This is a genomic window from Nocardia sp. NPDC059195 (assembly GCF_042754695.1).
Classification (GTDB): domain Bacteria; phylum Actinomycetota; class Actinomycetes; order Mycobacteriales; family Mycobacteriaceae; genus Nocardia.
This window is the reverse complement of the sequence record NZ_JBHZBG010000053.1, coordinates 1-12016: the sequence shown is the minus strand read 5'-3', so window position 1 is coordinate 12016 and position 12016 is coordinate 1. Positions and strand designations below refer to the sequence as shown.

The 12016-nt window shown below is 68.0% G+C and carries 13 protein-coding genes; 6 read left to right on the top strand and 7 right to left on the bottom strand.

Translation table 11 applies throughout. From position 1 onward, the window contains the following. Positions 1 to 206: 206 nt before the first annotated feature. Positions 207 to 1304, top strand: a complete 1098-nt coding sequence (locus ACFXKN_RS33115; RefSeq protein WP_378971223.1) for an adenosine deaminase — start codon at positions 207 to 209, stop codon at positions 1302 to 1304. Positions 1305 to 1356: 52 nt separating this feature from the next. Here the strand turns inward: ACFXKN_RS33115 and ACFXKN_RS33110 are convergent, their stop codons facing one another. Genes ACFXKN_RS33110 through ACFXKN_RS33090 form a run of 5 tightly spaced genes read right to left on the bottom strand, consistent with a single transcriptional unit; the run spans position 1357 to position 4793 of the window. Then, positions 1357 to 2598, bottom strand: coding sequence for a primosomal protein (locus ACFXKN_RS33110; protein ID WP_378971217.1), 1242 nt, complete (start codon positions 2596 to 2598; stop codon positions 1357 to 1359). Between the two features lie 14 nt (positions 2599 to 2612). Beyond that, complete coding sequence (locus ACFXKN_RS33105; RefSeq protein ID WP_378971214.1) at positions 2613 to 2972, bottom strand: YbaB/EbfC family nucleoid-associated protein; 360 nt, start codon at positions 2970 to 2972, stop codon at positions 2613 to 2615. Beyond that, entirely contained in the window at positions 2969 to 3322 is a 354-nt protein-coding gene (locus tag ACFXKN_RS33100) for a hypothetical protein (RefSeq protein WP_067447900.1), read from the bottom strand. The genes ACFXKN_RS33105 and ACFXKN_RS33100 overlap by 4 nt, the downstream gene beginning before the upstream one ends. Then, the gene (locus ACFXKN_RS33095) at positions 3319 to 4464 is read right to left on the bottom strand and encodes an NlpC/P60 family protein (protein ID WP_378971203.1); all 1146 of its coding nucleotides are present in this window, start codon (positions 4462 to 4464) and stop codon (positions 3319 to 3321) included. Before ACFXKN_RS33095 ends, ACFXKN_RS33100 begins: the two co-directional genes overlap by 4 nt. After that, positions 4461 to 4793 (bottom strand): hypothetical protein, encoded by a 333-nt coding sequence (locus ACFXKN_RS33090; RefSeq protein ID WP_378971188.1) that lies wholly within the window; start codon positions 4791 to 4793, stop codon positions 4461 to 4463. The genes ACFXKN_RS33095 and ACFXKN_RS33090 overlap by 4 nt, the downstream gene beginning before the upstream one ends. 147 nt (positions 4794 to 4940) lie before the next feature. Here ACFXKN_RS33090 and upp point away from each other — a divergent pair, with 147 nt between their 5' ends. Together upp and ACFXKN_RS33080 are read left to right on the top strand one after the other, a co-directional pair. Then, positions 4941 to 5564 carry a uracil phosphoribosyltransferase gene (gene upp / locus ACFXKN_RS33085; protein WP_378971181.1) on the top strand — a complete coding sequence of 208 codons (624 nt, stop codon included), beginning with the start codon at positions 4941 to 4943 and terminating at the stop codon, positions 5562 to 5564. Positions 5565 to 5606: 42 nt separating this feature from the next. Next, positions 5607 to 6074 carry a DUF4913 domain-containing protein gene (locus ACFXKN_RS33080; protein ID WP_378971171.1) on the top strand — a complete coding sequence of 156 codons (468 nt, stop codon included), beginning with the start codon at positions 5607 to 5609 and terminating at the stop codon, positions 6072 to 6074. Positions 6075 to 6109: 35 nt separating this feature from the next. Here the strand turns inward: ACFXKN_RS33080 and ACFXKN_RS33075 are convergent, their stop codons facing one another. Both ACFXKN_RS33075 and ACFXKN_RS33070 read right to left on the bottom strand, forming a co-directional pair. Next, positions 6110 to 7618, bottom strand: a complete 1509-nt coding sequence (locus ACFXKN_RS33075) for a phospho-sugar mutase (RefSeq protein ID WP_378971165.1) — start codon at positions 7616 to 7618, stop codon at positions 6110 to 6112. Continuing rightward, entirely contained in the window at positions 7619 to 8398 is a 780-nt protein-coding gene (locus ACFXKN_RS33070; RefSeq protein ID WP_378971155.1) for a purine-nucleoside phosphorylase, read from the bottom strand. 185 nt (positions 8399 to 8583) lie between these two features. Here ACFXKN_RS33070 and ACFXKN_RS33065 point away from each other — a divergent pair, with 185 nt between their 5' ends. The 3 genes from ACFXKN_RS33065 to ACFXKN_RS33055 all read left to right on the top strand — a co-directional run bounded on the left by ACFXKN_RS33065 (position 8584) and on the right by ACFXKN_RS33055 (position 11826). Beyond that, positions 8584 to 9285: an enoyl-CoA hydratase-related protein gene (locus ACFXKN_RS33065; RefSeq protein ID WP_379434747.1), complete on the top strand. Its 702-nt coding sequence runs from the start codon at positions 8584 to 8586 to the stop codon at positions 9283 to 9285. 49 nt (positions 9286 to 9334) lie between these two features. Continuing rightward, the gene (locus ACFXKN_RS33060) at positions 9335 to 10537 is read left to right on the top strand and encodes a M20 family metallopeptidase (protein WP_379434745.1); all 1203 of its coding nucleotides are present in this window, start codon (positions 9335 to 9337) and stop codon (positions 10535 to 10537) included. Positions 10538 to 10662: 125 nt separating this feature from the next. After that, positions 10663 to 11826, top strand: coding sequence for a M20 family metallopeptidase (locus tag ACFXKN_RS33055; protein WP_378971796.1), 1164 nt, complete (start codon positions 10663 to 10665; stop codon positions 11824 to 11826). Positions 11827 to 12016 lie beyond the last annotated feature (190 nt).

The window sequence follows — 12016 nt, the reverse complement described above, 5'->3', positions numbered from 1 at the left end:
CGGCTCAGCGCTTTCGAGCGCTAACCGGCGACCCGGCCGCGGACCGGCCACTTCGTGGCCGTCCCTCCCCAGGGGTCGGGAGTGCGGGGTTGGGAGTGCGGTCATGGCGGTCTTGGGGTTTACCGCCTGGTTGGTGGTGCGGTCATGGCGGATTTTGGGGTGGACGATGTTCTGCCCGGATCGGTGTGGGCGGCTACCGTCTATACATGACTGGACCGGCGCCCCTTGACCTTGCTTCGATCCGACGCGCACCGAAGGCATTGCTGCATGATCACCTCGATGGTGGTCTGCGGCCCGCGACGGTGCTAGAGCTGGCCGCTGATTGCGGCTATGACGAATTACCTGCTTCCGACGCCGAGAGTTTGGGGGCGTGGTTTCGCGACGCTGCCGATAGCGGATCGCTCGAGCGGTATCTGGAGACGTTCGCGCATACGGTCGCGGTGATGCAGACCCCGGAGGGGCTGCGCAGGGTGGCGCGGGAATGCGCTGTCGACCTCGCGGCCGACGGGGTCGTCTACGCGGAGGTGCGGTTCGCGCCCGAGCAGCATCTGGAGAAGGGTCTCACGCTCGACGAGGTTGTCGAACACACCCTCGCGGGGTTCCGGGAGGGTGAGGCGATCGCGGCTGAGCAGGGCGATGTCATCCGGGTGACGTGTCTACTCACGGCGATGCGGCACGCGGCCAGGTCGCGCGAGATCGCGGAGCTCACCGTGCGGTTCCGTGACTCCGGGGTCGGCGGGTTCGACATCGCGGGCGCCGAGGCGGGATTCCCTCCCACCCGCCACCTGGACGCTTTCGAGTATCTGCGAGCCAACCACGCGCACTTCACGATTCACGCGGGTGAGGCGTTCGGCTTGCCGTCGATTCACGAGGCGCTCGCGTTCTGCGGCTGTGATCGGCTCGGCCACGGGGTGCGGATCACCGACGACATCAGTGTTCCGGGCGACATCGAGGACGCGCAGCTCGGCCTGGTCGCGAACTATGTGCGCGATATGCGGGTGCCGCTGGAACTGTGTCCTTCGTCGAATGTGCAGACCGGCGCGGTGCCCTCGCTGGACAAGCATCCGTTCGACCTGCTCGCCCGCCTGCGTTTCCGGGTCACCGTCAACACCGACAACCGCCTGATGAGCGACACCTCCATGAGCGAGGAGATGCGCAAACTGGTCGACACCTTCGGCTACGGCTGGAGCGACCTGGAACGCTTCACCATCAACGCCATGAAGTCGGCCTTCATCCCGTTCCCGGACCGGCTGAAGATCATCGACGAAGTGATCAAGCCGGGTTACGCGGTACTGCTCGGCTGAGATGAAATCAGGGGTGGCACCACGTCGGCGCCACCCCTGATTTCGTCAACACCTATTCGCTGACCAGGCGCGCTTCGAACGCACGCTGCAGGTCGCGGAACTGCTGGGCCTCCGACGCGTACGGCGGGTTCGGCGCCATCCGGTTCGGATCCGGGTTGAGCAGGTACGAGACGTACCAGCCGAGCGGATTCGACTGGGCGAGAGCCGTTTCCACACTGTCGTCATCGGCGTAGTCGGCCGCGTCGCTGAACAGTTCGACCGCGAGATCGAGCTGTTCGATGTCGACCGCCTCCGGCCCCTCGGCCAGATCGTCGACCAAGCCGGTGAGCACGTAGACGTTCTCGTCGGTCACCTCGACCGCGAGCGAACCGTCCACCGCCGCGGTCTGCACCTCGGCGAAGGTCGAGACCCGGGCCAGCTCGTGCTCGTGATCGTCGGCCAGGTAGCGGGCGAGTGCGCGCTCGGAGCCGAAGACGGTGATGGTGCTGCCGTTTCCGAGGAAGATCGGCTCGTCGTCGAGGTAGCAGCGCAGGGTGAACTGCTCGCCGTCGGAGGTGACGATCTTGACGGGGTCGATGCCGACCCCGTCCCAGAAGGACTCCTCTTCGTCGTCATCGTCGGAGGCGGTGAGGTCGACGTTCTCGAACTCTTCCTCCTCCTCGGCGACATCGTCGGCGTCGACCTCGTTCTCCTCGGCCGCCAGCAGCTCCGCCTCGGCGACGGCGACCGCGGCCGCGTCGACCTCGGGCGTGCTCACGACGCTGTCGATGGCGTCGAGCACGTCGTCCCAGCCCTTGACAATCGCGGCACCGACCTGGTCCCACAGCTCTTCGCCGTCGCGGCCGACGAAGGTGCTCGCCCCGCTGGCCAGTGCGCCGAGCACCGGGTTGTTGCCGAAGAACTTGGTCACCACGTCGAGCTCGCACACCTCGGCGATATTGCGCACCATCGCCAGGGTGTCCTCGAGCTCGCCGATGACATCGACGTCCGGGTCGCCCGCGGCCAGCTCCGGTACGGAGACCAGATCGAAGCTGAAATTCTCCTCCGGCTCCAGCTCAGCGGCCGATAGGCCGGCGATGACCGCCCAGGACGGGTGGTCGACGAGGTCGTTGTCGGAGTTGGTGCGGATGAACGCCGCCAGCTCCGCAACGGACTCGAATCCGTAGAGGTCGTCCTCGTGACCGAGGAACGCCTCCCACTCGTCGTCACCGTCGCGCCAGCGCGGTGCCCACAGGGTGACGAGATCGCCATCGGTCAGACCGAGCTCGATCGGGACGATGTCTCCAGAAGCCATGACGCGAAGCCTAGCTAGCTCGAGCGCCGGGCACTATCCGGCCCGGGTGCTAATTGCCCGCCGGGCTGTGCACTCGAACCGATGAGCGATTCGTTCAGTGTCGCAATGATGTTGGAACGAGCGTCACCGGCGGTCTCGGTGGCCTGTTTGCAGGCCGCCAGGATGAGCGCGGCGGCCTCGGTGGGGGCCAGCGTGGTGATGGCTTCGTCCAGCGTCAGGCCGACGAGGGCGCCGTCGCTGTTCACCTCGGCGGTGACCAGCCCGTCCTCGGTGGTGAATCGCCCGTTGACCTGCTTCAACCCGTACAGCGCCGCCTCGAGCGCCTCGAGTTTTCCGGTGACACCCGCGACCAGGGCGTCCATTTCCGCACTCACAGTGGCCTCATCCAACTCGTCTGACCGGTGTCGGCGTCGTCGATGCGATCGAGCTCGTCGACCGCCTGACGCCGGGTGGGCAGGTTCATCTTGTCGAGCAGTTCATCGGGGATCTGCGCCTGCTCGCTGTAGACCTCGCGCAGGCGGGCGGCGGCGGCGATGGTCGAGCGCCGGGTGAGGCGCAGGATCTCGTCGGCCAGCGCCTGGGCGCCGAACTGGTATTCGCTGCGTTCGAACTTGAGCGCGATCGGCAGACCCATGCTGGTCGCGCGGACCGAGATCGTGCCCGACCGGTTACTGCTGACCGCGGACTCCACATTGGGCACCTCGGGGATCGGCGTGCCGCTCATTCGGTAGGCCTGTAGAAGCCGTAGAACTCCATGCCACTGTTCTCCGTTCGGATGGAACTGATCGAAACCGGATCGCCCGCCTCGACGAGCTGCCCGTTGCCGACGACCATGGCGACATGGCCGTCCCACACGGCCAGATCGCCCGGCTGTAGGTCACCGGGGGATACCTGAGGATTGCCGATGTGCTGTTCCTGCGCCAGCCGAGGCAGTTCGACCCCGGCCTCGCCGTAGGCGTACTTGGTGAGCCCGCTGCAGTCGATGCCCGCTTGCGGGTCGTTGCCGCCCCAGACGTACGGGGTGCCGACGGCGCCGATGGCCGAGCGGACCGCGGTCGCGGCTTTCTCGTTGGGCGCCTCGACGGTGCTGCCGTCGGGCAGGGTGATCTTGACGCCGGTGCCGGACCCGGTCGACGAACCGGCCGATGACCCCGTCGACCCACCCGTGCCCGCGGAGGTTCCGCCGGTGGTGGTCGACTTCGAGCTGCTGCTGTTGCTGCCGCCCATCGCCGTCGACAGACCGGATCCCATGGCACTGAGCACGGTGCTGCCGGTGCTCGCGGCGGTCGAGAGCAGACCGGAACTCGACGCCGAGGACACGAGGTTGCTCGCGCCGGACGCGACGCTCGCCAGCGAGGTGCTCGACGGGGCAGGGGTGAGCTCCTGGATCGCGGCGGTCTGGGTGCCCATCTCGTCTTGCACCCGGCCGACGACGCCCATGCCCTGACCGATGTGGTCGATCGCCGAAGCCACCACGGCTGTCAGACCCGCGGGGGTACCGAGGGTGGGGCTCAGCGCGGAGACCTGGGACAGGAACGAGTTGACGATCCCGTCGAGCTCCTTCTGCCCGGTCTCCACGTAGGCGGCGGCCTGGTCGACGACGGTCGCCATCTCGGTGCCGTTGTCGGACAGGGTGGCCGAGGAGGTCTGCACGCGCAGTGCCTTGGCGGTGGCCGCGTCGACGGCTTGGCCGTCCCACGCGGTGTTCACGTTGTTGATGCTGTTGCGACCCTGTTGATAGATCTGGTCGAGGTTGGTCGAGGTCGAGCGCAAGCCGTCGGACGCGCCGCCGGTGCCGAGCACGCCGGTGCCGAAGCTCGACAGCAGATCGAGGAGGGGCTGAGCCAGCCCGCTGAGGTCGATCATGCGTCGGTGCCGATATCGCCCGCGGCCGCGGCGAGCGAGGCCGCGTTGTTCAGATCGGTCTCGACCAGGGTGGTCGCGGCGCTGGCGGTGGCCAGGCCCATGCTCCCCATCACTGCCGACAGCTGGGCGATCGACGCCACGTGGCCGGCATGGGCGGCGGAGTAGGCGGCGGTGAAATCGCCGCCGATGAGACCCATGATGGGGCCGAGCAGGGTGGGGTCGGAGGCAACCGAACCAGCCGCCGCCGTGGCCAGTTCCGTGGCCATCACCTCGGCAGCCGCGCTGTACGCGACGATGCCCTCGGCATCGGCCGACATCTTTTTCGTCATCGAACTTCCCCCAATCCTCGAGTTCCCGGGCAGAGTACGTCACTCATTATCTTGGACGCACCGACTCCGCGTTCGGTTCCCTCGACTGCGAAAATATTTCCCCGGCGGTCGTAGGCGCGAAGCGCCAAGCGACCCTATCGTCTTTTCATGCGCACCGACACCGTCGACCATCCGCTCGCCGCAACCCTGCTCAGCACCATGCGGGACGCTCGTACCGACAACGCCACCTTCCGCAATGCTCTGGCCGATCTCACCGGCATCCTCATGTACGAGGCGCTGCGCGACGCGCCGGTGGTGCGCGAGCCGATCGACACGCCGGTCGCGGTCACCGAAGGCGTCCGATTGGCGGCGCCACCGCTGCTGGTTCCGGTGCTTCGGGCCGGGCTCGGCATGGTCTACGCCGCAGCCGAACTCGTCCCGCAAGCCCGCGTCGGATTCGTGGGCATCGCCCGCGACGAGCAGACCCACGACCCGGTGCCGTACCTCGAGTCGCTGCCCGCCGACCTCACCGGCCTGCCGGTATTCGTCCTCGACCCGATGCTGGCCACCGGCGGTTCGATGCGCCACACCATCGAACTCCTCGTCGCCCGCGGGGCCACCGACATCACCGCCATCTGCGTCGTCTCGGCCCCGGAAGGCGTTGCCGCCCTGGCAGGCTCGGGCCTGCCGGTGCGCCTGATCACCGCAGCCATCGACGACCGCCTCAACGAGCACGCCTACATCGTCCCCGGCCTCGGCGACGCGGGCGACCGCCAGTTCGGCCCACGCTGAATCAGCCTCCCACCGCCCGGTTTTCGTGAGATCCTGGCAGGTATGGGGAGTGGGGTTACCGGGCCCGAGAAGCCGTTCGAGCTGGTTTACAGCGATGTCGCGGCCTGGGTAGACGACTATTTCGTCCGAGTGTTCGGTGACGCGCTGGGGTATCGGCCGGACGATCAGCTCAACTGGTGTCCGGAGTGGTGGCGGCACCCGAGCGCGGCCATCCGGCTGGACGCGCTGTGGCGGGTGTGGGAACGCCACCGGCTCGAAGGTGGGCTCGGCATCAGTCTCTGGTTTCTGGACCATGCCGATCCGCATCTGCGGGCTCTGACCGACGGGAACGGACCTTTCCGTCGATGCTCGATCGAGCACGGACACCAGGAGACGTCGCCGCTGCCCACGGCGGGGCTTCCGGCGCACGACGTATTCGGCGATCCCAGCCGCGAGCTGTTCCGCGATCCCAGCCGCGAGCCGGGTCCCGGCCTCGGCGACGCGGGTGACCCTTCGTTCGGCCCACGCTGACTCAGCGCGGCCGGGCGAGCGATTCCAGCCGTCGACTATTCCTTGCCTCCTGCCAGCGACCGGCAGAACGTGGTGAGCTCGGAGAGTCGCTGGGCGGCAAGCTGTCTGGCGTTGTTCAGGTCGTCCGGTTCGGATACCTGGGCGAATACCTCCAGGTAGCACTTGAGTTTGGGTTCGGTGCCAGAGGGGCGGACGACGATGCGGAAGTCGTCGGCGTCGAAGATCAGCGCGTCGGTGCGTAGCCGGCCGCGGACCTGCGCCTGGTCGGTGAATTTCACCGGGGTACCGGCGATTTCGCTTGGCGGGTCCGCGCGGAGGGCGGCGACCAGCACGCTCGCGGCGGCCTGGTCGGGCAGGCGCAGTGAGACCTGATCTCCCGCGTGCAGTCCGAATTCGACAGCGTAGGAGTCGAGTTCGTCTTGCAGCGTCCTGCCCTGAGCCTTGAGCAGGGCCACGAGATCCGCGGCGGCGACGGCGGCCGAGATGCCGTCCTTGTCGCGGACCTTCGTGGGATCGACGCAGTGCCCGATGGCCTCCTCGTAGGCGTATACGAGTCCATCGCCCGCCCTGGCCAGCCATTTGAAGCCGGTGAGGGTCTCGGCGTAGCGCGCCGTTCGCGCGGCGGCCAGCTTCGACAGCAGACGCGAGGACACGATGGTCGTGGCGACGAGCGGATCGGCGGGACGGGTGCGCAGCACGTAATCGGCCAGCAGCACACCGGTTTCGTCACCACGCACCATGCGCCAGCCCTCAGGACCCGGGATGCCGAGAGCGCAGCGATCGGCGTCGGGATCGAGAGCGATCGCAACATCGGCGTCGATCCGCGCGGCCAGCGCGAGCAGCAGATCGGCAGCGCCCGGCTCTTCCGGGTTGGGGAAGGCGACGGTGGGAAAGTCGGGGTCGGGGGTGAACTGTTCGGCGACCACGTGCACGTCGGTGAACCCCGCCGCGGCCAGCGCGCGCACCGCGAGCTCACCGCCGACACCGTGCAGCGCGGTGAGCACGATCCGTACATCCGCTCGTGCACCGGGCCCGCCGAGCAGGCCGGGCAATTCCGCGACGCGCGCGAGATACCGATCGACCAGTTCGGTGCCCGATACCGAAACAGGCTCCCGCGCAATCGGTTCGACAACCGTCTCGATGGCCTTCTCGATCTCGCTGTCGGCGGGCGCGATCAGCTGCGACCCACCATCGAGATACACCTTGTAACCGTTGTCGGCAGGCGGGTTATGCGAGGCGGTGATCTGCACCCCCGCGACCGCACCCAGCTCACGCACCGCGAACGCCACCACCGGAGTCGGCACCGGATCCGGCAGCACCGTCACCGGAAACCCTGCGGCAGTGAAGATTTCCGCCGTCGCGGTGGCGAACTCGGCAGAGCCGTGCCGCGCATCGCGCCCGACCACCACCGCTCCGCCGCCGAGGCACCGCTCACGTAACCAGCCGGCCAGCCCGGCCGTAGCCCGCGACACCGTCGTCACGTTCATACCGTCGGGGCCTTCGCGCAACGGTCCACGCAGGCCTGCGGTCCCGAAGCGCAGCATCTACACGCGCTCCAGAATGCCGCGCAGTAGCTTGCCGAGCCGGGGCGCCGCGGCCTGCCCTTCGGCCAGCACCTCGGCGTGCGAAAGATGTTCCCCGGTAACGCCCGCGGCCATATTGGTGACCAGCGAGATGCCGAGCACCTTCGCGCCGAGCGAACGCGCCTCGATCGCCTCGAGCACCGTCGACATGCCGACCAGATCGGCGCCGATGGTCGCGAGCATGCGGATCTCGGCAGGCGTCTCGTACTGCGGTCCGGTGAGTCCGGCGTACACACCTTCGGTCAGGCTCGGGTCGATTTCCCTTGTCAGCGCCCGCAATTCGGGATCCCAGGCATCGACCAGGTCGACGAACCGTGCACCTACCAGCGGGGTGCGCGCGGTGAGGTTGATGTGGTCGGCGATCAGCACCGGCTCGCCCACAGCCAGACCCGCCCTGAGTCCACCCGCGGCATTGGTGAGCAGCACGATCTCGGCGCCCGCCGCGATCGCCGTGGTCACCGGATGCACCACCTGCTGGGGTGTGTAGCCCTCGTACAGGTGCTGACGACCCATCAACAGCAGCACATTGTTCTCGTTCACGGTGACCGAATGCACTATGCCGCCGTGACCCTGCGCGCTGGGTTTACCGAAGCCGGGTAGCTCCGTCATGGGGATCGAGGCATGCGGCGCGCCGATCTCGGCTGCTGCCTCCTGCCACCCCGATCCGAGCACCACGGCCACGCGATGACGCGGCACTCCCGTACGTTCGGCAATCGCCGCAGCGGCCTGTTCGGCAGTCATGAGCGAAGTCTAAAGGGCGCAGGCGCGCAGCGATCCTCAGTCGCGCATGGTCGCAGCGAAGGCGGAGGTACGCCTGAGCCGCATGGGTATCCCCGGCCCGGGCGGCCGTAGCTGGGCCACGATCGGGCTCTTGCGTGTCGTACCCGCGAGTAGGTACGTCTGCCGTCGCGGTTTATTCTCCCTGCATGCCGTATTTGGAGCGCTCTGGTGATGTTTTCGTCCTGTACCTCGGCAACGAGGGTGAGACCGACAACGAGAACCGTTTCTCGCCGGACTGGATCGATGCCTTCCACGCCGCACTCGACAAGGTCGAGGAGTCCGAGGGCGCTGCCGCGCTGGTCACCGTCGCGACCGGCAAGTACTACAGCAACGGCCTCGACACCGATTACGTCTTCGGCAACCTCGACAAGGTCCACGGCTACCTCGACCGGGTGCACTCCCTCTACACCCGCCTGTTGACCTTCCCGATGCCGACGGTCGCCGCGGTCAACGGCCACGCGTTCGGCGCGGGCGCCATGCTGGCCACCTCCCACGACTTCCGGGTGATGCGCGGTGACCGTGGTTTCTGGTCGCTGCCCGAGGTGCATCTCGGCATGCCGTTCACCATCGGCATGAACGGCTTGCTGAAGGGTCGCCTGAGCAACCAGGTGTGCGTCCAGGCGATGACCACCGGCCACCGCTTCGGTGCCGACGAGGCCATCGCCGCGGGCATCGCCGACGCCAAGGCCGACTCCGGGGAGGTGCTGCCCGCCGCGATCGCTCGCGCCGCCGCGCTGACCAGCCTGCGCAAGCCGATCACCCCGATCATCAAGACCGCGCTGCACGCCGAGACTCTCGCCGCGCTGGCCACCCCGGTCACTCCGGAGAACCTTCCCTTCGGCAACTGACCGCGCTCGCCGGTGCGCCGCTGTCGTGCACTGATGCAAGACTGGGGGTATGGCACCCTCGCGCACCGGCGAACTCACAGCCACCGCCTCCGACTCCGCGATTGTGGCGGCCTCGGACGAGCTGATCGGGCTCTCGCACGCGATTCACGCCGAACCCGAGCTGGCCTTCGCCGAAACGCGTAGCGTCGCGAAGGTCCTCGCGCCGCTGGTCGAGCGCGGATTCGCCGTTACCACGGGCGTCGCCGGGCTGCCGACGGCCTTTCGCGCCGTCTACGGCAGCGGCCAGCTCACCGTCGGCATCTGCGCCGAATACGACGCGCTACCCGAGATCGGGCACGCCTGCGGGCACAACATCATCGCCGCGTCTGCCGTCGGCGCGGCCATCGGGCTGGCCGCGGTGGCCGACGCGCTCGGCCTGACCGTGGTCGTGCTCGGCACGCCCGCGGAGGAGAGCGGCGGCGGCAAGGTGCTCATGCTGGACGCGGGCGCCTTCGACGACATCGCGATGGCGATGATGGTCCACCCAGGTCCCGGCGATATCGTCGGCGCGCGTTCGCTGGCGCTGGCCGATCTCGCCATCGTCTTCCACGGCCGTGAGGCGCATGCCAGCGCCGCGCCCGAACTGGGCCGCAACGCGGGCGACGCGGTGACCCTGACCCAGGTTGCTGTCGGCTTGCTACGTCAGCATCTGCGACCTGGTCAGCAGCTGCACGGTATAGTGTCCGACGGTGGCGTAGCCCCCAACATCGTGCCCGGACGTGCGGAGTTGCTGTACTACCTCCGCGCGGCCGATTCCGGCTCCCTCGACGACCTGATGCGCCGAGCGAAGGCGTGTTTCGAAGCGGGCGCCCTGGCGACCGGCTGCACCCACGACATACGGACGCTCGCGCCCACCTATACCGAGCTCACCCCCGATCCGGTTCTTTCCGCTGCCTACCGCGCGCAGATCACCGGATTGGGACGGACGCCGATCGCGCCCGAGCTCGAGGTGCTGCGGCCGCTCGGGAGCACCGACATGGGCAACGTCACCAATGTCATCCCCGGCATCCACCCGGTGATCGGCATCGATGCGGGCGGCGCGGCGACCCATCAGCCGGAGTTCGCCGCCGCCGCGGTGAACGCCTCGGCGGACCGGGCGGTGCTCGACGGCGCGCTGGCATTGGCACGTACCGCTGTCGCCGTGGCGGGCGATGAAGTACACAGGGACAGGTTGTTGCAACGGCTGATCGAACGACAGGAGGACATTCGGTGACCATTTCCGGCCATCCGGGCACCGCACGCGCAGGCTCCGACGCGCTATCGATGGGTGTGGGTACCCACTCGATGGCACGCGAGACCGCAGCGTGTCCGACCACGCCGGACACCGAACCAACTCTGATGTCGGGAACCGAGATCGTCGACGCATGGCTGGCCGAGCACACCGGTGACCTGGTGCAATGGCGCAGGCACATCCACGCCAACCCCGAGTTGTCCCGTGCCGAGTTCGCCACCACCGAGTTCGTGTCGGGCTGGCTCACCAAGGCCGGGCTGAGCTGGGAAGTACTGCCGGGCGGCACCGGCTTGATCTGCGACTTCGGCCCAACCGATCGTCCGCGCATCGCTCTGCGCGCCGATATGGACGCGCTGCCGATGCAGGAGTTCACCGGCCTGACCTTCGCCTCGACCGTGCCCGGTGTGTCGCATGCCTGCGGGCACGACGCGCACACCACCGTGCTGCTCGGTGCCGGTCTCGCGCTCGCCGAGGCCGAGGACAAGCTGCCGGTGGGGGTGCGGCTGGTGTTCCAGCCCGCCGAGGAAGTGATGCCGGGCGGTGCGCTCGACGTGGTCGCGGCCGGTGGGATGACCGGGGTGGACCGGATCTTCGCGCTGCATTGCGATCCGCGCCTCGAGGTCGGCAAGGTCGGTTTGCGGACCGGGGCCATCACATCGGCGGCCGACACGGTCGAGTTGGTGCTCGATTCGCCCGGTGGGCATACCTCGCGGCCGCATCTGACCAGTGACCTGGTCTACGCGATCGGAACTGTCATCACGGGGTTGCCCGGGCTGCTGAGTCGACGCGTTGACCCGCGCACCAGCACCGTCATGGTCTGGGGTGCGGTGAGTGCGGGCAAGGCGCCCAATGCGATTCCGCAGACGGGCATGCTCACCGGCACGGTCCGCACCGGCGATCACGCCACCTGGCTGCTGCTGGAACCGCTGGTCCGCGAGATCGTCGACGGGTTACTCGCGCCGACCGGGGTGCGTTACCAGCTCAACTACAAGCGCGGTGTGCCGCCGGTGGTCAACGATCCGACCTCGGCCCTGATGTTCGAGGACGCGGTGCTGGCCATGGGCGAGGACGCCCTCGCCGACACACCGCAGTCCGGCGGTGGCGAGGACTTCTCCTGGTACCTGGAAGAGGCACCCGGCGCTATGGGCAGGTTGGGAGTTTGGTCGGGCGTCGGTGAGCAACTGGACCTGCATCAGCCGACGTTCGATATCGACGAGCGGGCTTTGGCTGTTGGTGTGCGGGCGTTGACGAACCTCATCCTGCAGGCTTAGGGGTTTGTGGTCCCGGGGCTTGTAGGGGTGCCTACGGGTTTTGGTGGTGCCAGGACGGTTGTAGGGCATAGCCACAGGGCTTGGTAGTGCCAGAGGGTTTGACGCTGTGTTTATTGGCGCGCTGGCGCGCGCGTGTCCGCGGCCCTGAGGGGCCGCCGGTTAGCGCTCGAGACTAGAGCCTTCGGCTCAG

What these genes read in the sequence shown, in the direction of transcription:
- ACFXKN_RS33115 (WP_378971223.1), top strand. Translation starts at nt 207, where the DNA reads ATGACTGGACCGGCGCCCCTTGACCTTGCTTCGATCCGACGCGCACCG.
- ACFXKN_RS33110 (WP_378971217.1), bottom strand. Translation starts at nt 2,598, where the DNA reads ATGGCTTCTGGAGACATCGTCCCGATCGAGCTCGGTCTGACCGATGGC.
- ACFXKN_RS33100 (WP_067447900.1), bottom strand. Translation starts at nt 3,322, where the DNA reads ATGAGCGGCACGCCGATCCCCGAGGTGCCCAATGTGGAGTCCGCGGTC.
- ACFXKN_RS33095 (WP_378971203.1), bottom strand. Translation starts at nt 4,464, where the DNA reads ATGATCGACCTCAGCGGGCTGGCTCAGCCCCTCCTCGATCTGCTGTCG.
- ACFXKN_RS33090 (WP_378971188.1), bottom strand. Translation starts at nt 4,793, where the DNA reads ATGACGAAAAAGATGTCGGCCGATGCCGAGGGCATCGTCGCGTACAGC.
- upp (WP_378971181.1), top strand. Translation starts at nt 4,941, where the DNA reads ATGCGCACCGACACCGTCGACCATCCGCTCGCCGCAACCCTGCTCAGC.
- ACFXKN_RS33080 (WP_378971171.1), top strand. Translation starts at nt 5,607, where the DNA reads ATGGGGAGTGGGGTTACCGGGCCCGAGAAGCCGTTCGAGCTGGTTTAC.
- ACFXKN_RS33075 (WP_378971165.1), bottom strand. Translation starts at nt 7,618, where the DNA reads ATGCTGCGCTTCGGGACCGCAGGCCTGCGTGGACCGTTGCGCGAAGGC.
- ACFXKN_RS33070 (WP_378971155.1), bottom strand. Translation starts at nt 8,398, where the DNA reads ATGACTGCCGAACAGGCCGCTGCGGCGATTGCCGAACGTACGGGAGTG.
- ACFXKN_RS33065 (WP_379434747.1), top strand. Translation starts at nt 8,584, where the DNA reads ATGCCGTATTTGGAGCGCTCTGGTGATGTTTTCGTCCTGTACCTCGGC.
- ACFXKN_RS33060 (WP_379434745.1), top strand. Translation starts at nt 9,335, where the DNA reads ATGGCACCCTCGCGCACCGGCGAACTCACAGCCACCGCCTCCGACTCC.
- ACFXKN_RS33055 (WP_378971796.1), top strand. Translation starts at nt 10,663, where the DNA reads ATGTCGGGAACCGAGATCGTCGACGCATGGCTGGCCGAGCACACCGGT.